20 protein-coding genes and 1 pseudogene are annotated in these 19,640 nt (G+C 70.8%); 10 read left to right on the top strand and 11 right to left on the bottom strand.

Annotated features, from left to right (window positions below):
* Positions 1–185: 185 nt before the first annotated feature.
* Both VPH61_RS13250 and VPH61_RS13245 read left to right on the top strand, forming a co-directional pair.
* A complete protein-coding gene (locus VPH61_RS13250; protein WP_332063971.1) occupies positions 186–353 on the top strand; it encodes a hypothetical protein in 168 nt (55 codons plus the stop codon).
* 59 nt (positions 354–412) lie between these two features.
* Positions 413–1,948, top strand: coding sequence for a DHA2 family efflux MFS transporter permease subunit (locus tag VPH61_RS13245; RefSeq protein ID WP_332063970.1), 1,536 nt, complete (start codon positions 413–415; stop codon positions 1,946–1,948).
* A gap of 135 nt (positions 1,949–2,083) precedes the next feature.
* Here VPH61_RS13245 and VPH61_RS13240 read toward each other — a convergent pair whose 3' ends face one another.
* From VPH61_RS13240 to VPH61_RS13205, 8 genes are all read right to left on the bottom strand, one after another.
* A complete protein-coding gene (locus VPH61_RS13240; protein WP_332063969.1) occupies positions 2,084–2,734 on the bottom strand; it encodes a TetR/AcrR family transcriptional regulator in 651 nt (216 codons plus the stop codon).
* A 205-nt stretch (positions 2,735–2,939) separates the two neighbouring features.
* Complete coding sequence (locus tag VPH61_RS13235; RefSeq protein ID WP_332063968.1) at positions 2,940–3,617, bottom strand: N-acetylmannosamine-6-phosphate 2-epimerase; 678 nt, start codon at positions 3,615–3,617, stop codon at positions 2,940–2,942.
* Positions 3,614–4,552, bottom strand: a complete 939-nt coding sequence (locus tag VPH61_RS13230) for an ROK family protein (RefSeq protein WP_332063967.1) — start codon at positions 4,550–4,552, stop codon at positions 3,614–3,616. Before VPH61_RS13230 ends, VPH61_RS13235 begins: the two co-directional genes overlap by 4 nt.
* Positions 4,552–5,475, bottom strand: a complete 924-nt coding sequence (locus VPH61_RS13225; RefSeq protein WP_332063966.1) for a dihydrodipicolinate synthase family protein — start codon at positions 5,473–5,475, stop codon at positions 4,552–4,554. Before VPH61_RS13225 ends, VPH61_RS13230 begins: the two co-directional genes overlap by 1 nt.
* A 113-nt stretch (positions 5,476–5,588) precedes the next feature.
* The gene (locus VPH61_RS13220) at positions 5,589–6,389 is read right to left on the bottom strand and encodes an ABC transporter ATP-binding protein (protein WP_332063965.1); all 801 of its coding nucleotides are present in this window, start codon (positions 6,387–6,389) and stop codon (positions 5,589–5,591) included.
* Positions 6,386–8,449: a dipeptide/oligopeptide/nickel ABC transporter permease/ATP-binding protein gene (locus tag VPH61_RS13215; RefSeq protein ID WP_332063964.1), complete on the bottom strand. Its 2,064-nt coding sequence runs from the start codon at positions 8,447–8,449 to the stop codon at positions 6,386–6,388. The genes VPH61_RS13220 and VPH61_RS13215 overlap by 4 nt, the downstream gene beginning before the upstream one ends.
* 2 nt (positions 8,450–8,451) lie before the next feature.
* Positions 8,452–9,405 carry an ABC transporter permease gene (locus VPH61_RS13210; RefSeq protein WP_332063963.1) on the bottom strand — a complete coding sequence of 318 codons (954 nt, stop codon included), beginning with the start codon at positions 9,403–9,405 and terminating at the stop codon, positions 8,452–8,454.
* A 61-nt stretch (positions 9,406–9,466) separates the two neighbouring features.
* The gene (locus VPH61_RS13205) at positions 9,467–11,071 is read right to left on the bottom strand and encodes an ABC transporter substrate-binding protein (RefSeq protein WP_332063962.1); all 1,605 of its coding nucleotides are present in this window, start codon (positions 11,069–11,071) and stop codon (positions 9,467–9,469) included.
* A gap of 118 nt (positions 11,072–11,189) precedes the next feature.
* Here VPH61_RS13205 and VPH61_RS13200 point away from each other — a divergent pair, with 118 nt between their 5' ends.
* On the top strand, positions 11,190–11,897 hold the full coding sequence (locus VPH61_RS13200; RefSeq protein ID WP_332063961.1) for a FadR/GntR family transcriptional regulator: 708 nt from the start codon (positions 11,190–11,192) through the stop codon (positions 11,895–11,897).
* 76 nt (positions 11,898–11,973) lie between these two features.
* On the opposite strand, the gene VPH61_RS13195 is transcribed toward VPH61_RS13200, so the two are convergent.
* On the bottom strand, positions 11,974–12,936 hold the full coding sequence (locus VPH61_RS13195; protein ID WP_332063960.1) for an acetylxylan esterase: 963 nt from the start codon (positions 12,934–12,936) through the stop codon (positions 11,974–11,976).
* A 131-nt stretch (positions 12,937–13,067) separates the two neighbouring features.
* Between VPH61_RS13195 and VPH61_RS13190 the strand changes: the two genes are divergently transcribed.
* From VPH61_RS13190 to VPH61_RS13175, 4 genes are all read left to right on the top strand, one after another.
* The gene (locus tag VPH61_RS13190) at positions 13,068–13,307 is read left to right on the top strand and encodes a twin-arginine translocase TatA/TatE family subunit (RefSeq protein WP_332063959.1); all 240 of its coding nucleotides are present in this window, start codon (positions 13,068–13,070) and stop codon (positions 13,305–13,307) included.
* 77 nt (positions 13,308–13,384) lie between these two features.
* Positions 13,385–14,242 (top strand): tryptophan 2,3-dioxygenase, encoded by an 858-nt coding sequence (kynA, locus tag VPH61_RS13185; protein WP_332064108.1) that lies wholly within the window; start codon positions 13,385–13,387, stop codon positions 14,240–14,242.
* A 77-nt stretch (positions 14,243–14,319) separates the two neighbouring features.
* Complete coding sequence (locus VPH61_RS13180) at positions 14,320–15,270, top strand: hypothetical protein (RefSeq protein ID WP_332063958.1); 951 nt, start codon at positions 14,320–14,322, stop codon at positions 15,268–15,270.
* 32 nt (positions 15,271–15,302) lie between these two features.
* Entirely contained in the window at positions 15,303–16,526 is a 1,224-nt protein-coding gene (locus tag VPH61_RS13175) for a kynureninase (RefSeq protein WP_332064107.1), read from the top strand.
* 48 nt (positions 16,527–16,574) lie between these two features.
* On the opposite strand, the gene VPH61_RS13170 is transcribed toward VPH61_RS13175, so the two are convergent.
* Entirely contained in the window at positions 16,575–17,162 is a 588-nt protein-coding gene (locus tag VPH61_RS13170) for a GNAT family N-acetyltransferase (protein ID WP_332063957.1), read from the bottom strand.
* Positions 17,159–17,767: a TetR/AcrR family transcriptional regulator gene (locus VPH61_RS13165; RefSeq protein ID WP_332063956.1), complete on the bottom strand. Its 609-nt coding sequence runs from the start codon at positions 17,765–17,767 to the stop codon at positions 17,159–17,161. Before VPH61_RS13165 ends, VPH61_RS13170 begins: the two co-directional genes overlap by 4 nt.
* 197 nt (positions 17,768–17,964) lie before the next feature.
* On the opposite strand from VPH61_RS13165, the gene VPH61_RS13160 reads away from it, so the two are divergent.
* The 3 genes and pseudogenes from VPH61_RS13160 (at position 17,965) to purQ (ending at position 19,586) form a co-directional block, all read left to right on the top strand.
* A complete protein-coding gene (locus VPH61_RS13160) occupies positions 17,965–18,414 on the top strand; it encodes a hypothetical protein (protein ID WP_332063955.1) in 450 nt (149 codons plus the stop codon).
* Positions 18,415–18,543: 129 nt separating this feature from the next.
* Positions 18,544–18,777: pseudogene (purS, locus tag VPH61_RS13155) on the top strand (phosphoribosylformylglycinamidine synthase subunit PurS); the annotation flags it as partial.
* Between the two features lie 110 nt (positions 18,778–18,887).
* Positions 18,888–19,586 carry a phosphoribosylformylglycinamidine synthase subunit PurQ gene (gene purQ, locus VPH61_RS13150; protein ID WP_332063954.1) on the top strand — a complete coding sequence of 233 codons (699 nt, stop codon included), beginning with the start codon at positions 18,888–18,890 and terminating at the stop codon, positions 19,584–19,586.
* Positions 19,587–19,640: the final 54 nt, after the last annotated feature.

Genomic DNA, 19,640 nt, shown 5'->3' with positions numbered 1-19,640 from the left:
GTGCTCCATGAAGTCCGAACGCGTCATGCGCTGGGTCGCCCTGATCCCGCTCGTGCTCCTCGACCTCGCGATGTTCTCGTCCTGGTCATAGCAGCTGTCGCCCACGCGCCACTCGCCGTGTGGGCTGTTCTTTCGCCTCGATAGTGACTGACTAATCACTCATCCATACCCGTTTGGAGCAATTCGTGAACGACGCGAATCCCGTCACCCCGTCCGCCGCATCCGACCCGGTCGCCATCGCCCCGATCGCCCCGGCATCGTCCGGCGGCCCGTCCGCGGAGCGAGTGCTCTGGTGGGTCGCCTTCGGCGTGCTCACCTTCGCCGCCCTGGCGATGCTCTCCCTCTGGAACTGATCTCCCCCTCTCGACGGGTCTCCTCGGGGCATCCGTCGTCGAATCGAAAGGACACCCCCATGAACACCACCCGTCACGCCGAGGCCCGGTCGCAGCAGCATGCTGCGACCGGGGCTCGGGCCGTCATCACAGCCCCGAGCGCGCCCGACCGCACTCACCTGCGCTGGTGGGCGCTCGGCGCCCTCGCCCTCGCGCAGTTCCTCGTCGTGCTCGACGCCTCGATCGTGAACATCGCGATCCCGAGCCTCGGCGCCGACCTCGGCCTCGACCAGGGCGCGCTCGCCTGGGTCATCACCGCATATGTGCTGCCCTTCGGCAGCCTGCTGCTGCTCGGCGGTCGCCTCGCCGACCGGTTCGGTCACCGGAACGTCTTCCTCATCGGCACCGCCGGGTTCGTCGCGGCCTCCGTTGCCGCCGGGCTCGCGCCCGACGGCAACTGGCTGCTGGCCGCACGGGCGGTGCAAGGGGCCTCCGCCGCCCTGCTCGCCCCGGCCTCGCTCGCGATCGTGACCCACCTCTTCACGACGTCGGCCGACCGCGCGAAGGCACTCGGCATCTGGGGTGCCGTCGCGGGCGCCGGCAGTGCAGCCGGCGTGCTCGCCGGAGGCCTCCTCACCGGCGCGTTCGGCTGGGAGACGGTGTTCTTCGTGAACGCGCCGATCGGTGCGATCGTGCTCGTCGCGATCCCCTTCCTCGTCGCACGAGACCGGCGCGGCGCCGCGACCACGCTCGATCTGCCCGGTGCGGCGACCGTCACCGCCGGCCTCGTCGCACTCGTCGCGGGCCTCTCGAACGCCGAAGCGCTCGGCTTCGCGAACCCGCTCGTCCTCGGGCTGCTCGCAGTCGGCGTCGCCCTGCTCGCCGCGTTCGTCGCGATCGAGCGACGCACCGCGACGCCGCTCGTGCCGCTCGAGCTGTTCCGCAATCGCGCGGTCACGGCGGGCAACCTCGTGATGCTGCTCGTCGGCGCCGCGATGGTGGCGCTGTTCTTCGCACTCTCCGTGTTCCTGCAGGAGCAGCTCGGCTTCGATGCGCTGGCCGCCGGCCTCTCGCAGCTTCCCCTCGCCGGAGCCCTCGTGGTGATCGCCGGGGTCGTGCCGCCGCTCGTCGCCCGCTTCGGCATCCGCCCTGTGCTGACCGCATCGCTGCTCGTACTCGCCGGCGGGCTCGCGTGGCTCGCTGCGGCGCCGAGCGATGCGGAGTTCCTCGTGCACGTGCTCGGCCCGAGCCTCGCGATCGGGGTCGGCCTCGGCGGCGCCTTCGTCACGGCGACCCAGCTCGCGGTCGACGGGGTGGACGGCGGGGAGTCCGGACTGGCCGGTGGCCTCGTGAACACCAGCCAGCAGATCGGCGGTGCACTCGGACTCGCCGTGCTCGGCGCCGTCAGCGGCGCGGTCACCGCAGCCCTCACCGAGAGCGGCGCGAGCGCCGACGTCGTCGCGGCCGGTGGGTTCCGCGCGATCTTCGTCGGAGCCGGGGTCGCCGCGCTGCTCGCTGCGGTCGCCGTAGTGACCATCCGCGCGAAGGACGTCGTCGGTCGAGGCTGGTTCCCCGCGGCATCCTCAGCCCTCGCGGACCCAGCCGCCGAGGCCTGATCTCTCACCCAGGTGACGCGAATCGACCTTCGAGTACCGCTCGAAGGTCGGTTCGCGTCACTTCGGCATGGTGAGCGGAGCGAGGTAGGCGCGGCGAGCCAGACGACGGCCGGTGCGCGGGGTCCGGCCGGCCGCTCAGCGCGGCGCGGGCTTCGGCCCCTTCGCGTGCGACATGTCGTGGAACTCGTCGAAGGCCTGCCCGTCACCGGGCAGCGGCGTGACGTCGGGGCGCGCGCGCAGGCCGTCGAGCATGACCGTGAGCTGGCGGCGCCAGAACGGCTGGTACGCGCCGCCGTACTGCCCGAGCGAGCCGAGCATGTCGACCATCACGCTGAGGTCGACCGCAGTGACGTCGGCCCGCAGGGCCCTCTCGGCCTTCGCCCGGTCGACGACGGCGTCCATCATCGGCGCGAACTCGGTGCCTGGGCGATGGTTCGGATCGAGCTCGGCCACGCGGCGCATCACGGCCGGCAGGTACGGCGCCGCGACGAGCCATCCGCTGACCAGCTCGAGCCAGAGCTCGATCGCCTGCCATCCCGTCTCGGCACCGAGGAACTGCGGGGCGAAGTCGTGCAGGTCGGCGACGGCCGCATCGTAGATCTCGCGCACGAGCGCGTCGCGGTTCGGGAAGTGACGGTAGACCGTGCCCGCGCCGACGCCCGCGCGTGCCGCGAGCTCGTCGAGGGGTGCATCGATTCCGCGCTCGGCGAAGAGCTGCTTCGCCTCGACGAGCAGTCGCTCGTGGTTGCGTCTGGCATCGCGACGCGGAGACACGGATGAAGTCACGCTTTCACTGTACGCGCGTCGATCCGGTATCATTCGGAGGGTCGTCTCCGTTTACCCGAATAGACGTGACGATGACCCCTCTGGGGGGAAGGGTCGCGACGCGGCGGGCACGTGTCGGTGCTTCCGGCAAGGGGATGCCCGCCGTGTCGGCTCCCACCCGTGAGTCGTCTGAGAGCACGCCCCCGGCGCTCGTCGCCGCCGTCACTCAGCGCGCCACGGCGCGGGCGAACCACGTCGTGATCGTTGCGGGATGCGTGATCGCCGTGCCGACCACCACGGCGAATGCGCCGGCGTCGATGCACGCCGACGCGTGTGCGGGCGTGTGCACGCGCCCCTCGGCGACGACCGGCACGTCGAGCCGCGCGGCCAGCTCCGCGAGCACCTCGATGTCGGGGGCGTCGGTCTTCGGTCGTTCGCCGGTGTACCCGCAGAGCGTCGTGCCGACGAGGTCGACGCCCGCATCGGCGGCGGCGATCCCGTCGTCGACGGACCCGACGTCGGCCATGATGAGCACCCCCGTCTCGGCACGGAGCCGCTGCACCGTCTCGGCGAGGCTCAGCCCGTCGGGTCGCTCGCGCCGGGTGCCGTCGATCGCGACGATCTCGGCACCGGCGCCTGCCACGGCGAGCGCGTGGTCGAGCGTCGGCGTGATGAACACCCCTCCGTGGCCGTCCTTCCAGAGCCCGATCTGCGGCAGCGCGACGCGCTCGTGGATGAGTCGTACATCGGAGATGCCCTGCGCCCGGATCGCGACGGCGCCGCCGCGCACGGCCGACTCGGCGATCTGCGCCATCGTCTCCGCGTGTCGCATGGGTTCGCCCGGGTAGGCCTGGCACGAGACGATCAGCCCGCCGCGCAGCGTCTCGAGGTCGAGGTCGGTCATGCTGGTTCCTCCGATGCGGTGATGCTGACGAGAGCTGCAGCTCCCACGATCGCGGCGTCCGCGCCGAGCGCTGCGGCCACGATCGGCGTGTCGGCGAGCAGCGGCAGGCGCTCGCCGTCGGCGGCCTCGCGGAGCGCCGCCCACCATGGCTCGCCCGCCGAGGCGAGACCGCCGCCCACGATCACGAGGTCGGGGTCGAGGGCGTTCACGAGTCCGCCGATCGTGCGGCCGAGCGCACGGCCCGCGAGGGCGACGGATGCCGCGGCGTGCTCGTCGCCCGCTGCGGCGCGCCGCACGACCTCGCGGCCATCGGCCACCCCGTCGTCGCCGCTGCGTTCGCGGTAGACGGCGCACATCGCGGGCCCCGAGGCGATCGCCTCGAGGTGCCCGGCGCCGCCGCACGTGCACGGGCGGCCGACGGCCTCGATCGAGGACACATGGCCGAAGTGGCCCGAGACGCCGCGGCGCCCGGAGTGCACCCGTCCGTCGACGACGAGCGCGCCGCCGACGCCGGTGCCCGCCGCGACCATGAGCACGGTGGGTGCATCGGCGCCCGCGCCGTGCAGCGCCTCGCCGAGGGCGTGCGCGTGCACGTCGTTGACGACGGCGACCGGCATCCCGAGCCGGGCCGTGAGCACGTCGCGCACCGGGGTCCCCGTCCAGCCGGGCAGGGAGTCGGTCGCTGAGGCCACCACGCCGCTCGCCGCGTCGATGACGCCGGCGGAGCCCACGCCGCATCCGCTCACGACGATGTTCGCGCCCGCCCGATCGAGGAGCGACCGCACGAGGTCCACCACCGTGTCGAGCACCGCGCCTGGGCCCTGCGCCGCCGGCGTCGGCGCCGAGACCCGACCGAGCACCAGGCCGCCGGCACCGACGAGGCCCACGGCGGTCTTCGTGCCGCCGAGATCGACGCCGATGGCGGTGGTGTTCATCAGGCCGAGAGCTCCGCGCGGTCGACGATCGCGGCGATGCGGGCGACGGTGTCGCCCTCGAGCGACGGCACGGGCTGCGACATCCGGTTCGAGGAGATGACGCCGAGGTGGGCGAGGGCCGTCTTGAATGCGCCGAGACCGGCTGCCTCCCCGCTCACGCCGCTCGCCTGGAAGACGATCTCGAAGAGCTCGGCCACCTCGTCCTGCAGCACGCGCACGCGAGCCCAGTCGGCGGCCCCCGCCGCCTCGAAGAGCTGCACGTAGCGCACGGGGTCGACGTTGCCGAGGCCGGGCACGACGCCGTCGGCACCGGCGAGCAGTGCGCCGTCGACGACGATCTCGTGACCCGTGAAGAGCACGAGCGGGCTGCCGGCGGCGCGGTTGGCCATCACGAGGCGGCGGAACGCGACGTCGTCGCCGCTCGAGTCCTTGACGCCGGCGATCACGCCCTCGGTGCCGAGGCGCACGAGCATCGCGTGGTCGAGCTTCGAGTGCACGCGCACGGGCACGTCGTAGGCGAAGATCGGCAGCGACGTGGCCGCCGCGATGGCGCGGAAGTGCGCCTCGACCTCGGCGGCGCTCGGACGGGCGTAGTACGGCGCGGTGGCGACGATCGCGTCGACGCCGGCGGACTCGGCGAGACGCACTTGGCCGATGACGCGGACCGGCGTCATCTCGTTGACGCCCGCGATCACGGGCACGCGTCCTGCAGCGATGCGAACGGATGCCTCGAGCACACGCGCACGCTCGGCGTCGGAGAGGAACGCGACCTCGCCCGAGGAGCCGAGCACGAAGAGTCCGTGCACGCCCGCGGCGATGAGCCGCTCGACGAGGCGCTCGAACGCCGCCTCGTCGAAGGCGCCCGACTCGTCGAGCGGGGTGAGGACGGGCGGGATGACGCCGCGGAAGGCGGGGGTGGTCACGATGGAGCTCCTGGTGGTTCGTGGTTCTGGTGGTTCGCGGTTCTGGTGATCCGCTGTTCAGTCGGTTCCCGGTCAGTCGGTTCCCGGCGCGGGCGACGCTCGCCCCGCCGGGCTCACCGGTGGTGCAGCAGGCTCGGCGCCGCGCCGAGCAGGGTGCGCGTGTACTCGTCGCGCGGGTCGGCGAGCACGTCGTCGGCCGGCCCCTCCTCGACGATGCGTCCGGCGTACATCACGACGATGCGGTCCGAGACGTAGCGCACCGTCTGGATGTCGTGAGAGATGAAGACCATGCCGAGGTTCAGCCGCTCCTTCAGGTCGCTCAGGAGGTTCAGGATCTGGGCGCGCACAGACACGTCGAGCGCACTCGTGGGCTCGTCGGCGACGATCACGTCGGGGTCGAGCGCGAGCGCCCGTGCGATGGCGACCCGCTGCCGCTGGCCGCCGGAGACCTGGCCGGGCAGCACCTCGGCCGCCGACGCCGGGAGTCCGACGAGCTGCAGCAGCTCCACGACGCGCGATTCGCGCTGCACCTTCGTGCCGATGCCGTGCACGTTCAGCGGGTCGAGCAGGATGTCGCGCACCGACATCCGCGTGTTCAATGCCGTGGAGGGATCTTGGAAGACGACCGAGACCGCGCGGCCGTACTCGGCGCGCATCGCCGAGGTGCGGCGCTCGAGCGGCGCCCCGCGGAAGCTCACCGTGCCCGACGTCGGCACCTGCAGGCCCACCATCACGCGGGCGAGGGTCGACTTGCCGCAGCCCGACTCACCGACGATGCCGATCGTCTCGCCCCGGCGCAGCGCCATGCTCACGCCGTTGACGGCGTGCACCCGGTCGCGCTTGAAGAGGGTGCCCGTGCGGGCCTTGTGCACCACGTGGATGTCGTCGAGGCGCAGGATCTCGTCGCCGCTCATCGGGTCCCCTCCGGTCGGAGCTCGGCCTCGTCGGCGCGCGCTGCGTAGTAGTGATCGGTGCCGTCGAGCGGGCGCAGCTCGGGCCGAGCGTCGCCGACCGGGCGGCCCTCGACAGATCGCGGCGCGAACCGGTCGCCCGTCGCGAAGTCGCGCGGAGACGGCACGGTGCCGGGGATCTGGTGCAGGCGGTCGGCGGCGTCTTCGATCGAGAGCACCGAACCGAGCAGGCCCCGGGTGTACTCGTGCTGCGGCCGCGTGAGCAGGCTCGTCGTCGGCGCCGACTCGACGACCTGGCCCGCGTACATCACGGTGACCTTGTGGGCGAGCTCGGCGACGAGGGCGAGGTCGTGGCTGACGAAGACCATCGCGAAGCCGAGCTTCTCGCGCAGCTCGTTGAGCAGGTCGATGACCTGGGCCTGCACCGTGACGTCGAGGGCCGTCGTCGGCTCGTCGGCGATGATCAGCTTGGGGCTGCGCGTGAGCGCCATCGCGATGAGCACGCGCTGCCGCTGCCCGCCCGAGAGCTCGTGCGGGTAGCTCTTGAGCGTGCGGTCGGGGTCGAGGCCGACGAGGCGCATGAGCTCCTCGGCGGTGCGGGTGCCGCCGCGCTTGATGAGTTGGCCCAGCTGGGTGCGCACGAGCATCGACGGGTTCAGCGAGCTCAGTGCGTCCTGGTAGACCATCGCCATCTCGTGACCGAGCAGCGCCTGCCGCTCCTTCGGCGGCATCATGAGCAGGTCGCGCCCCTGGAAGAGCACCTGCCCGGTGATGACCGCGGTGTCGGGCAGGAGGCCCATGATCGCGAGGCTCGTGATCGACTTGCCGCACCCGGATTCGCCGACGAGCGCCATGGTCTCGCCGGGTCGCACCGAGAAGCTCACGCCGTCGACCACCGCGACATCGCCGTGCCGCTCGGGGAAGCGGATGCTGAGGTCGCGAACCTCGAGGAGCGGCTCGGCATCGCCGGTGTAGACGAGCCGGTCGGTTCGGGATGCCTCGGCCTCGCGCAGTTCGGCGAGGTGCGCCTGCAGTGCTCCGCTGCGGGCCGCCGCCTCGGCCGCCTCCCTGCCGATGGCGGAGGTCGCGGTCGTCAGCACGACCACGGACGCCGTGTCGGGGATCGGGTCGTATCCCGACTCCGACTCGACGGTCGCGTCGAGGGCGACATCCGCCGTCGCCGTCTCGGTCGCCGCGTCGACCGTGCGCCGCCTCGCGCCCGGCTTGACGAGCGCGTCGGTGACGCCCTCGGCGAGGATGTTCAGCGAGAGCACCGTGATGAGGATCACCATGCCCGGGAAGAACGTCGCCCACCAGCCGTCGCTGAGCAGGAGGTTGCGGCCCGAGGCGATGATGTTGCCCCACGACGGGGCCGGATCCTGCACGCCCGCGCCGATGAACGAGAGGCTCGCCTCGAACACGATCGCGTCGGCGACGAGCACCGTGACGAACACGAGGATGGGGGCGGCGCAATTGCGGGCGACGTGCCAGAACAGGATGTACGAGATGCGGGCGCCCATCACGCGTTCGGCAGCGACGTAGTCCTCGCCGAACTGGGCGAGCACGTTGGCGCGCACGATGCGGGCGATCTGCGGCACGTACAGGAACGCGATGGTGCAGATGAGCACCGGCAGATCCTTGCCGAAGACGGCGACGAAGACGATCGCGAGCGCGATGCCGGGGAACGACATGATGATGTCGAGGATGCGCATGACGACCTCGCGCAGCCAGTTCGGGCCCGTCGCGGCGATCGATCCGACGATCGATCCGACGATGAGCGCGATCGTGGTCGCGCCGAGGCCGATGGCGAGCGAGTACCGCGCGCCGTAGATCAGGCGCGAGAGGATGTCGCGGCCGTTGCGGTCGGTGCCGAACCAGTGCTCCCACGACGGGGGCTGGGCCGGGATGCCCGACTTGAGGGGGTCGTACGGGGCGACGAGCGGCGCGAAGATCGCGACGAGGACCACGAGGACGAGGAAGAACACGGCGATCTTCGCCCCCACCGGCATGGCGCCGAAGCGCTGGCCGGGGGTGCTCAGCCGTTCGGCGAGTGAGCGACGCATCGTTACACCGTCCGGATTCTGGGGTTGATGACGAGGTAGAGCATGTCGACGATGATGTTGACGAGCACGAAGGTCAGGGCGATCGTGAGCGTGACGCCCTGCACGAGGTTGATGTCGTTGTTCGTGACGCCGTTGAGGATGAGCTTGCCCATGCCGGGCAGGTCGAAGATGACCTCGATGACCACGGCGCCGCCGAGCAGGTAGCCGATGCGGAGGCCGAGCACGGTCACGGGGGTGATGAGGGCGTTGCGCAGCACGTTGCGTCCGACGACGACGTGGCGGGGCAGCCCGCTGCCGATCGCGGTACGCACGTAGTCGCGGTCGAGCTCCTCGACCATCGAGGTGCGCACGACCCGGGTGAGCGAGGCCGCGACGGGGATGCCGAGGGCGATCGCGGGCAGCGTCATCGAGTTCAGCCACCCCGAGAACGAGTCGGCGGGGTTCACGTAGCCGCCGGTGGGGAACCAGCCGAGGCCGAGTGCGAACGACTGGATGAGCAGGATCGCGAGCCAGAACGACGGGATGGCGATGCCGGCGATCGAGAGCACGCGAGTGAGCTGGTCGGGCCAGCGGTCGCGGTAGAGCGCCCCGGTCACGCCCATGACGAGCGAGAGCACGGCCGCGATGAGGAGGCCGAGGAGCGTCAGCTGCAGGGTCAGCGGGAATGCCGTGGCGATCGCCTCGGAGACGGGTTGGGCGGGCGGCACCGTGGCGCCGAGGTCGCCGCGCAGCAGGTTTCCGAGGAAGCGCAGGTACTGCACGAGGATCGGGTCGTTCAGGCCGGCCTGTTCGCGGTAGGCCTCGCGGGCCTCCTCCGACGAACTCTCGCCGAGCGCGTTGATCGCGGGGTCGCCGGGGGCGAACTGCATCACGAAGAACACGAGGGCGGTGATGCCGAGCACCATGATGGGCAGGACCGCCAGTCGGCGGACCATGAGCCGCAGCAGCGTGGTCACGGGGTATTGCTCCTCAAGAAGAACCGGGGGCCGGCCAGGCGGCCGACCCCCGGTGGTCGGATCAGCCTCGGCGTGCCACGTCGAGGAACGACAGGCCGGTGAAGGCGAGCGGCTCGAAGTCGGCGAGCGCGTCCGCGTCCCACGCGGTGGGGAGCTTGCGGTGCACGAGCGGGTAGACCGGGCACTCCTCGGCGATCAGGTCGAACGCCTGGCCCCAGAGCTTCGCCTGCTTCTCGGTGTCGCCGGTCGCGACGGCGTCGTCGAGCAGCTTCGTGAGCTCGGCGAAGCCGTCGGAGTCCGCCCAGCGGAACCGCTTCGACGGCCACACCGTGTCGGCGCCGTACCACCAGCGCAGCAGCAGGTCGGCGTCGTTGCCGAACACCGACGGGTCGCCCGGGGCGACCATGACGGTGTAGGCGCCGGAGTCGACGATCTTGTACTGGGCGCCCGACTGGTTCGCGTCGATGGTGGTCGCGATGCCGACGGCGTCGAGGTCCTCCTTGATGAGCGGCAGCACGTCCTTCACCCAGCTGGTGTCGGTCGCGAGCAGCGTGATCGAGAGGTCTCCGACACCGGCGTCGGCGAGCAGCTTCTTCGCCTTCTTCACGTCGTACGTGTAGACGGTCTTCGCCTTCTGGTACGACGGGTGCTCCTGCTGCAGGTAGCTCGTCGCCGGGGTCGCCTGCCCGAGCATGCCGACGTTCACGAGCTTGTCGTAGTCGATCGCATAGCGGAACGCCTGGCGCACGCGCACATCGTCGAAGGGGGCGGCTTCGCAGTTGAACATCATGAAGAGCTGGCCGAACGACTGCACAGACTCGACCGTGGAGTCCTTGGAGAGGTTCGCGACGTCGATGTAGGGCACGTCTTCGATGGCCTGCACCCGGCCCGACTGCACCGCGGTGACGCGAGCCGCGGCATCCGACAGCAGGTTCCAGGTCATCGCGGCGGCGAGCGCCGGGCGGGTGCCGGTGTAGGCGTCGTTGCGCTCGAAGGTGAGCTTGTCGTCCTTGACGGCGCTCGTGATCTTGTAGGGGCCGGTGCCCGTGGGCAGCGCGTCGAACGCGGCCGGGTCGGCGGTGACGATCGCCTGCGGCACGATCTTGACGACCGAGAGTCGCTCGACGGCGAGCGAGAACTTCTGGTTGAGCGTGATCTCGACGGTGTTCTCGTCGACCTTCTCGATGCCCGACACGAAGGGGATGAAGGTGCGGTAGAGCGAGTTGTTCGCGGGGTCGAGCACGCGCTGGAAGGAGAAGACCACGTCGTCGGCGGTGACCGGGCTGCCGTCGTGGAAGACTGCGCCCTTGCGGAGCGCCACCGTGATCGTGGTGCTGTCGGCGGCCGGCAGGTCGGCGGCGAGGGCTGCGTAGGGCTCGCGGCTGATCGGGTCGAGCTCGACGAGTCCTTCGAGCGTGTGCCAGTTCGCGGCGACGGTGACGGCGCCCGTGGTCGTCATGGGGTCGAAGCCGGTGGAGAGGGGATACGAGATGCCCGCATCGATGGTGCCGTTCTTGTCGACCGGCGCACCGGCCTCGGTCGCGGCCGGCTTGTTCGTCGAGGCCGGGCCGCTGCATGCGGCCAGCGTTGCGACGATTCCCATGGCACCGGCGGCCTGGAGGAAGACCCTGCGGCTGGTCTCCACTCGGAGCGTTTCCTTCAACATTGGATGAATTCTCCTGGATATCGGACATCAGACGTCGTATCTGAGTACACTGAAGCTAGCCCCAACCGAGCGAGAGGTCAAGCCGAAGATGACAACACGTGATCTGACTGTGACGCAGATGTTCTCCGCGCCATCGCGTCGCCGCGAGTCGGTCACCGACCAGATCAAGCACCTCATCCTCACCGAGGGCCTGCGCCCCGGCGACCTCATGCCGACCGAGGCCGAGATCTGCGCCCGGCTGGAGGTCAGCCGGTCGAGCGTGCGCGAGGCCATGCGCACCCTCGCGGCGCTCGACATCGTCGAGGTGCGCCACGGCCACGGCACCTATGTCGGCCAGCTCTCACTCGCCCCGCTCGTCGAGGGGCTCGTCTTCCGCGGAGTGGTCGACCAAGACGACAGCGTCGCCGCCCTCCGCGAAGTGGTCGAGGTGCGCGAAGCCCTCGACCTCGCCATGGCCGAGCAGGTCGTGGCCGCGCTCGACGGCGCCCACGACCCCGAACTCGATCGACTCGTCGCGGCGATGACGGCGAAGGCGGCCGTCGGCGAGGCGTTCGCCGCCGAAGACCTCGCCTTCCACACGCGGCTGCTCGGCTACCTCGACAACGCCCTCGTCGGCCAGCTCGTCGCCGCCTTCTGGGAGGTCAACACGGTCGTCTACCCGATGCTCGGGCTTGCGCCGGCCGAAGACATCGTCGACACCGCCCGCGCGCACGGCGCGATGCTCGAGGCGGCCACTTCAGGCGACGCGGCCCGCTACCGCCGAGCCGTCATCGAGCACTACCTGCCGCTGCGACGCGCGCTCGACAAGGCCGAAGCCCGCCACTGAGCCGGCGCGGTCTCCCGGCGCCGGCCGCGATGTCGTCCACGGCGTCGGCGGCACGGCGCACCCGGCAACGCCCCGCTCAGCCGACCATCTCGGCGAACGCGGCGAGCGCGAGCACGTCGTCGTCGACGCCGCCGCCCTCGTGGCCGTTGTAGGGCCACACCGTGATGGACTTCGGCGCCGGGGAGTTGTTGTAGGCCGCGAAGACCGTCGACGGCGGGCACACGGCGTCCATGAGGGCCACGGTCACGTGCAGCGGCGCCGTGCCCCGACGCGCGAAGTTCACGCCGTCGAAGTACGACAGCGTGTCGAGCACGGCCTCGGTGCGATCGCGGTAGTGCGCCAGGTACTCGGCGATCTCGCGATAGGGGCGCGCATCGGTGATCACGGTGGCGCGCGGGAAGTCGCAGAGGAACGGCACGCGCGCGACGACGCCCGCGAGCCCGGGCACGAGCCCGCCGACCGCGAGCGCGAGGCCGCCGCCCTGGCTGATGCCGGTGACCACGAGGCGCGTCTCGTCGACGAGCGGCAGGTCGGGCGCGGCATCCGTCAACCTGACCGCGTCGGTGATGAGGCGCCGGTAGTAGTACCCCTCGGGGCTCTCGATGCCGCGGGTCAGGAACCCGGGCACCTGCGGGCCGGAGCCGGCGTCGTCGGGGGTCGCACCGCGCGAGCCGCTCCAGGCCTGGCCGCGGGTGTCGAGCTCGAGGTGCGCGTATCCGGCCGACGCCCAGAGCAGGTTCTCGACGGCGTCGCCGCGGCCGCGGCCGTATCCGTGCAGTTGCACGATCGTCGGGAGCGGCTCGGTGGTGCCGGCCGGCACGCGCAGCCAGGCGCGCACGAGCTGGCCCCCGAACCCGCGGAAGCTCACGTCGAAGACGTCGACGGTGACGAGCGGCGTCGGTGCGGCCGTCATGGTCGCCTCGATCGGGAAGCTGCGCGCCTCGGCGAGCGTGCCGGCCCAGAACTCGTCGAAATCGGCGGGCTCGCGACCGCTGCCGAGATAGCTGCGGAGTTCGGGCTCCGGAAGGTCGACGTACATGGCGGCTCCTCGATTCAACGATTCCGGCGATCACCGTAGCACGGCGTGCACTGGACATCTGACGTCAGATGTGTTCTGCTGGTGCAGATCGGCACTAGCCGTACGACCACTCGACAGGGAAGTCTGGGTACATGTTCGCGAATCTCACCGGCTGGCACATGCTCATCGTCGTCTTCGTCATCCTGCTGCTCTTCGGTGCGCCGAAGCTGCCGGCGCTCGCGAAGAGCCTCGGCCAGTCGATGCACATCCTGAAGAAGGAGGTGCGGTCGTCGACGGATGACGCCGCCGACGGTGAGGGCACGGCCGCAAACCCGGGCGCCGCAACGGCCGCCGCGACTTCCGCAGAGCCGGCCGGCACGAAGGCCACCTGACGACGGCCGGGTCCGGCGCCCGCCCGCGTGGTTAGGCTGGTGCCGTGACTACTGTGCCGACTGAACCCGACCGCGCGATCGACGGCGTCGAGGCCAACACCCGCACGATCGAGGCATCCGTCGTCACCGACTTCAGCGATCGCATGAGCTACGGCGGCTACCTCGACCTGCCGACGCTGCTGAGCGCCCAGCGCCCGATCAGCCGGCCCGAGCACCACGACGAGCTGCTCTTCATCATCCAGCACCAGACCACCGAGCTCTGGCTGAAGCTCGTGCTGCACGAGCTCGAGACCGCGCGCGACCTGCTGCGCGCCGACGAACTCGCCCCTGCGCTGAAGTGCATCGCGCGCGTCAAGCACATCCAGAAGACGCTCACCGAGCAGTGGTCGGTCCTCGCGACGCTCACCCCGACCGAGTACGGGCAGTTCCGCGGCGTGCTCGGCAACGCGAGCGGGTTCCAGTCGTACCAGTACCGCGCGGTCGAGTTCGTGCTCGGCAACAAGAACGCGAAGATGATGCAGGTCTTCGAGTCGGATGCCGCGGCGAGCGCGATCCTCCGCCATGCCCTCGAGTCGCCGAGCCTGTACGACGAGTTCCTCCGGCTCCTCGATCGCGCCGGGTACCCGATCCCGGTCGAGATCCTCGAGCGCGACGTCACCCAGGCGTGGACCTTCTCCCCCGAACTCGTGCCGGTGTTCGCCTCGATCTACGCCGACACCGGCGAGCACTGGGCGGCCTACGAGACGTGCGAGGAGCTCGTCGACCTCGAGGACAACTTCCAGCTCTGGCGCTTCCGCCACCTGAAGACCGTCGAGCGCATCATCGGCAACAAGACCGGCACGGGCGGGTCGAGCGGCGCGAGCTTCCTGCGCCGGGCGCTCGACCTCACCTTCTTCCCCGAGCTGTACGCCGTGCGCACCGAGATCCCGGGCTGAGCATGCCCGGCCCGCTCGATCACGGACCGCTCGGAGCTCTCGACCTCGGGCCCCGTGCGCGGCGCGTTCGACGATCGATGAGCGCCGAGCACCCCGGCGAGACGGGCACGATGCTGCCCCCGCTGATCGACCACCACGTGCACCTCATGCTCGTCGGGCCCGACGCCCTGCGCGACACCGCGCTCGCGGGCGTCGTCGACCTCGGCGGGCCGCTCGACACGATCGCGGCGTACGCGCATCGCGACGGCGTGCCGCGGGTCGCCTTCGCGGGCAGCTTCCTCACGGCACCTGGGGGCTATCCGACCGACCGGCCGTGGGCCTCGCCCGGCAGCGCCCGCGAGATCGTCGTCGAACCGGGAGACGAGCGCGCCGCCCTGCCGACCGCCGCTGAGCGGGCGGTCGGCGAGCAACTGGCGTTCGGGGCATCCGTCATCAAGGTCGCACTGAACCGGGCGGCCGGCCCGGTGCTCGACGCGGTGACGCTCGCCGCGGTCGTCGCGAACGCCCACGCCGCCGGCGTGCCCGTGGTCTCGCACGTCGAGGGCGAGGGGATGTCGCAGCTCGCGATCGACGCCGGCGTCGACGCCTTCGCGCACACGCCCTTCACCGAGCGACTCGACGACGAACTCATCGCCCGCGCCGTCGCGGCCGGGCAATGCTGGATCTCGACGCTCTTCGTCACGGGCTACGGCGAGCCGACCGCCGAGACCGAAGTCGCGCTCGACAACCTCGGCCGCTTCTACGCCGCCGGCGGGCGCGTACTCTACGGCACCGACCTCGGCAACGGCGAGCAGCCGCTCGGCGTGAACCCCGCCGAGCTCGCGCTGCTCGTGCGCGCGGGCCTCGGGGCATCCGCCGTGATCGCCTCACTGACCGATCCGTGGCCGGTCGCGGTCGACGGCGCCCTCGCGACCTTCGTGCCCGGCGAACCCCCGGCGAGCCTCGACGAGTTCCCCGACTGGCTGGCGACCGCCGACCTCTCGCCCGCCGAAGACCTGCAGCCCTACCTCGATTTGGAGCACCGGTGACCCACGACCCGCACCTCGCCTTCGCCCGCCGCATGGACCGCGCCGACGGGCTCGCGCACTACCGCAAGCGCTTCGCCGGCGCCGAGACCGACCTCGTCTACTTCGACGGCAACTCGCTCGGCCGCCCGCCGGTCTCGGCGATCGAGCGCGTCGAGCGGTTCCTGCGGGAGGACTGGGGCGGGCGCCTCATCCGCGGGTGGGACGAGGCCTGGCTGCAGCTGCCCACCGAGATCGGCGACCGCATCGGGCGCTCCGTGATCGAGGCGAAGGCCGGGCAGACGATCATCGGCGACTCGACCACCGTGCTGCTCTACAAGCTCGCCCGTGCGGCCGTCGACGCCCAGATCGCGCGCGACCCCGACCGGCGCGAGATCGTCGTCGACACCGACAATTTCCCGACCGACCGCTACGTGCTCGACGGCATCGCCCGCGAGCGCGGCATGCGACTGCGCTGGATCGAGGTCGACACCTCGGCCGGCGTCTCGCCCCGGCAGCTCGCCGCCGTCGTCGGCCCCGAGACGGCCCTCGTCGTCGTCTCGCACGTCGCCTACCGGTCGGCCTATCTCGCGAATGCTCCCGAGCTCACGCGCATCGCCCACGACGCCGGCGCCCTGATCCTCTGGGACCTCTGCCACTCGGCCGGGTCGGTGCCGGTGAAGGCCGACCTCTGGGGCTTCGACCTCGCCGTCGGCTGCACCTACAAGTACCTGAACGGCGGCCCCGGCTCGCCGGCGTTCGCCTACGTGCGCGACGACCTGCAGGCGGCCATCGCCCAGCCGATCCAGGGCTGGTGGGGCACGACCGACATGTTCGCGATGGGGCCCGAGTACGAGCCCGTTCCCGACATCCGTCGCTTCCTCTCGGGCACCGCGCCGATCGTCGGCATGCTCGCGATGGAGGAGACGCTCGCGATGATCGAGGAGGCCGGAATGCCGGCCCTCCGCGAGAAGTCGGTCGCGCTCACCGAGTTCGCGATCACCCTCGCCGACGACTGGCTCGCTCCCCTCGGCGTCACCCTCGCCTCCCCCGCCGAACCCGAGGAGCGCGGCGGTCACGTCACGCTGCAGCATCCCGCGATGCGCGAGGTCACCGCCCGGCTCTGGCAGCAGGACGTGATCCCCGACTACCGCGACCCGGGCGGGCTCCGCATCGGCCTGTCGCCGCTCTCGACGAGCTTCGAAGAGGTGCACCGCGGGCTCGACGCCACGCGCGAGACCCTGAAGACCGTTCTGCTGGAGCGGGCGGGGCTCGCGTGACGCCACGGGCGCAGACTCCGGCGTGCCCGACTGAACCGTCGTGGTTCGTCAGGCTTGGCGGAGGCTCATCGAAACGTAGGCCGAGAAGCCTGCGCGCTTGGCGAACCGCACAGGACGACGTCGGCTTTCGGTGAAGCCGAGCTTGCGGTAGAGCCCGAGGGCCGGGGCGTTCGTGTCCTTGATGTCGCGTAGGACGAACTCGTCGTACGGCAGCTCGAGCAACTCACGCATGAGCGCGGTGGCCACTCCCTTGCCCTGATGCTCGGGCGCAGTCGTGACGAACCCGATCTCCGCGAGCCCGTCACGTGCACCGTCGTACGCCCCGACGAACTGGCTACGGACGATCCGGTAGCTGATCGCGCCGCGCATCCGGCCGAGTGCTCGTTCGATCGGTTGCCGTTCTGGCGCGAAGCACTCCTGCGCACCTTCGGTGACCGACGCGATGGCGGCGGGTTCGCCGTCGACGAGCGCGACGTGGAACCGCTCCAGGATGACCATGTGCTCGAAGGCGTCGGCGAGCACCCGCGCATCCTTCGAGAAGAACTCGAAGTCTTCGGCGAAGCCGTTCACGAGTACCTCGGTGATCGGTCGCCGATACTCCTCGCCGAGCTCGTCGCCCCGCTTGATCTCGATCATTTCCCAGTTCCTCCGATGAGTGTTCGCAGCACCAGGTCGACGTCGGGCTCCGGCAGCGTGTCGCCCAACGCGAGGTGCATCATGGTGAGCCCTGTCAGCAGGGCGAAGTAGTTGGCGGCGACGCGGACAGGGTCGCCCGCCGCGAACCGCCCAGCGCTCTGCCCGCGGCGCACGAGCGCAGCGACCGCATCCCAGAGCGCGCGCTGCGCCACCGCGAGCCTGGCCCCGATTCCGGCCGGCGTGTCGGTCGTGAAGCCATGGTTCACCACCATGAAGAACTCGGCCGCCCCCTCGCCTTTCGCAAGGTCGGCGAGGTACATCTCGGTGAACCCGCGGAGCAGTTCGAGCGGGTCGCCGTCGCTCGACAGGTGGGCAGCAGTCGCCCGGAGTCCGTCGGAGGCCTGACCGAGGAGCGCCTCGAACAACTCCTCCTTGCTCGCAAAGTGCCGGTAGATCGATCCGGCACTGAGCCCGGCCTCGGCGGCGATCTGGCGCATGTTCGAGTCCGCGAAACCTCTTCGGGCGAAGACCCGAACGGCGGCGGTCTCGATCGCCTCACGGGTCGCCGCCCTCGCCGATTCGTTCTGCTCCGCCGTCCGCGGCATCCGATTCAACCTTTCAATGAACTTACGTTCATTATATACCGCCGACGAGCGCACAAATCCGTCGATGCGGCGGCCCCCCACGGTGCTGCGGCGAGCTACTACCAGCCTGACCGGGCCGTGGCAAGCCCACCGGCCGATCCGGGTCGCTTGCGGCTCGCGAGCGTACGATGACTCGATCATCCGATGGAGGGAGCATCATGTCCGACACCGACCGAACCATCACGAATGCAGGGTCCGCCGCACAGAACACCGCCGCCCGAGCAGGCGACGCCGTCGGCGACGTCACCAAGCGCGCCTCGGATGCCGCAGCAGACGCCTCGGCGAAGGTCTCGAAGACCGCGGCCGATGCCGCCTCCTCGACATCGGATGCCGCGAAGCGCGCCGCCGACGCTGCAAGCGACACCGCCGACCGGGCGTCCGATACGGCGCACGCGCTGATCGATGACGCGAAGGGCAACGCGAACGAGGCGATCGACGCCATCGCCGAGCAGGCGAACGCCGCCGCGGCCGCGGCGAAGGAGGCCGCGAACGACGGCGTCGCCTACGTCAAGGCGCAGTACAAGGAGAACCCCGGCCGGGTCATCGCGGTGGGTGCCGCGGCGGTCGTCGCGCTCTCCCTCATCATCAAGGGACTGCGGCGTCGCTGAGCACCCTGCGGTGAGTATTCGGCGCTGAGCACCTGTCACTGAGTGCTCAGCCGCACCGATGCCGGGCACCGCGCTTCTCCCCGGTAGAATCGACGCATCCACACTTTCGACACCGGACGGAGAACCGCGGTGCCCACCATCGTCGTCGACGTGATGCCCAAAGCCGAACTGCTCGACCCCCAGGGGAAGGCCGTCGCCGGCGCACTCGCCCGCACCGGACGCACCGGGTTCAGCGGCGTGCGCATCGGCAAGCGTTTCGAACTGACCGTCGACGGACCCGTCGACGACGCGCTCAAGGCGAGCGTCAAGGAGATCGCCGAGGAGATCCTCTCCAACGGCGTCATCGAAGACGTCGTCGGCATCCACTACGAGGTGACGAACGCGGAGCTGGCCGAAGAGGCTTCCGACGCGGCATCCGTCACCGACGACGGCTTCGGCGCGCCCGCCGGCGAAACGCACTGAGCGGGTTCGCCATGCGCATCGGTGTCATCACCTTCCCCGGCTCGCTCGACGACCGCGACGCCCAGCGTGCGGTGCGCCTCGCCGGTGCCGAGCCCGTCGCCCTCTGGCACGGCTCGCACGACCTCGAGGGCGTCGACGCGCTGATCCTGCCCGGCGGCTTCAGCTACGGCGACTACCTGCGCTGCGGCGCGATCGCCTCGCTCAGCCCGATCATGACCGAGGTCGTCTCCGCCGCGAACTCCGGCATGCCGGTGCTCGGCATCTGCAACGGCTTCCAGATGCTGACCGAGGCGGGCCTCCTCGAGGGCGGGCTCATCCGCAACGACCACGGCTCGTTCATCTGCCGAGACCAGGTGCTCACGGTCGAGAACGCCGCGACCGACTGGACCGGCGAGTTCGAGGCCGGCCAGCAGATCACCATCCCGCTGAAGAACGGCGAGGGCGGATTCATCGCCTCCGATGAGACGCTCGACCGGCTCGAAGGCGAGGGCCGGGTGGTCTTCCGCTACGTCGACGTGAACCCCAACGGCTCGCTTCGCGACATCGCCGGCATCTCGAACGACCGCGGCAACGTGGTCGGCCTCATGCCGCACCCCGAGCATGCGGTCGAGCCCGGCTTCGGCCCCGACACCGCCGCCGCGATGCGCTCGGGCGTCGACGGCCTCGGCTTCTTCACGAGCATCGTCAGGCGCGCCCTCGTCGAGGCGTAGCGACGCACCTCCACGGCGCGACCGCGTCGCGCACGACGACGGCCGGCCCCGAAT

This window comes from Agromyces sp. CCNWLW203 (assembly GCF_036576125.1).
Taxonomy (GTDB): domain Bacteria; phylum Actinomycetota; class Actinomycetes; order Actinomycetales; family Microbacteriaceae; genus Agromyces.
The sequence above is the reverse complement of the archived record's forward strand: the minus strand, read 5'-3'. Positions and strand labels throughout refer to the sequence as shown.

Bases quoted from the DNA above. Each gene is read 5' to 3' on its own strand.
- VPH61_RS13200 (WP_332063961.1), top strand. From the start codon at position 11,190: ATGTTCTCCGCGCCATCGCGTCGCCGCGAGTCGGTCACCGACCAGATC.
- purQ (WP_332063954.1), top strand. From the start codon at position 18,888: ATGCGCATCGGTGTCATCACCTTCCCCGGCTCGCTCGACGACCGCGAC.
- VPH61_RS13235 (WP_332063968.1), bottom strand. From the start codon at position 3,617: ATGACCGACCTCGACCTCGAGACGCTGCGCGGCGGGCTGATCGTCTCG.
- VPH61_RS13190 (WP_332063959.1), top strand. From the start codon at position 13,068: ATGTTCGCGAATCTCACCGGCTGGCACATGCTCATCGTCGTCTTCGTC.
- VPH61_RS13170 (WP_332063957.1), bottom strand. From the start codon at position 17,162: ATGATCGAGATCAAGCGGGGCGACGAGCTCGGCGAGGAGTATCGGCGA.
- VPH61_RS13215 (WP_332063964.1), bottom strand. From the start codon at position 8,449: ATGCGTCGCTCACTCGCCGAACGGCTGAGCACCCCCGGCCAGCGCTTC.
- VPH61_RS13230 (WP_332063967.1), bottom strand. From the start codon at position 4,552: ATGAACACCACCGCCATCGGCGTCGATCTCGGCGGCACGAAGACCGCC.
- VPH61_RS13175 (WP_332064107.1), top strand. From the start codon at position 15,303: ATGGACCGCGCCGACGGGCTCGCGCACTACCGCAAGCGCTTCGCCGGC.
- VPH61_RS13245 (WP_332063970.1), top strand. From the start codon at position 413: ATGAACACCACCCGTCACGCCGAGGCCCGGTCGCAGCAGCATGCTGCG.
- VPH61_RS13165 (WP_332063956.1), bottom strand. From the start codon at position 17,767: ATGCCGCGGACGGCGGAGCAGAACGAATCGGCGAGGGCGGCGACCCGT.
- VPH61_RS13220 (WP_332063965.1), bottom strand. From the start codon at position 6,389: ATGAGCGGCGACGAGATCCTGCGCCTCGACGACATCCACGTGGTGCAC.
- VPH61_RS13180 (WP_332063958.1), top strand. From the start codon at position 14,320: ATGAGCGCCGAGCACCCCGGCGAGACGGGCACGATGCTGCCCCCGCTG.
- VPH61_RS13205 (WP_332063962.1), bottom strand. From the start codon at position 11,071: ATGTTGAAGGAAACGCTCCGAGTGGAGACCAGCCGCAGGGTCTTCCTC.
- VPH61_RS13160 (WP_332063955.1), top strand. From the start codon at position 17,965: ATGTCCGACACCGACCGAACCATCACGAATGCAGGGTCCGCCGCACAG.
- VPH61_RS13195 (WP_332063960.1), bottom strand. From the start codon at position 12,936: ATGTACGTCGACCTTCCGGAGCCCGAACTCCGCAGCTATCTCGGCAGC.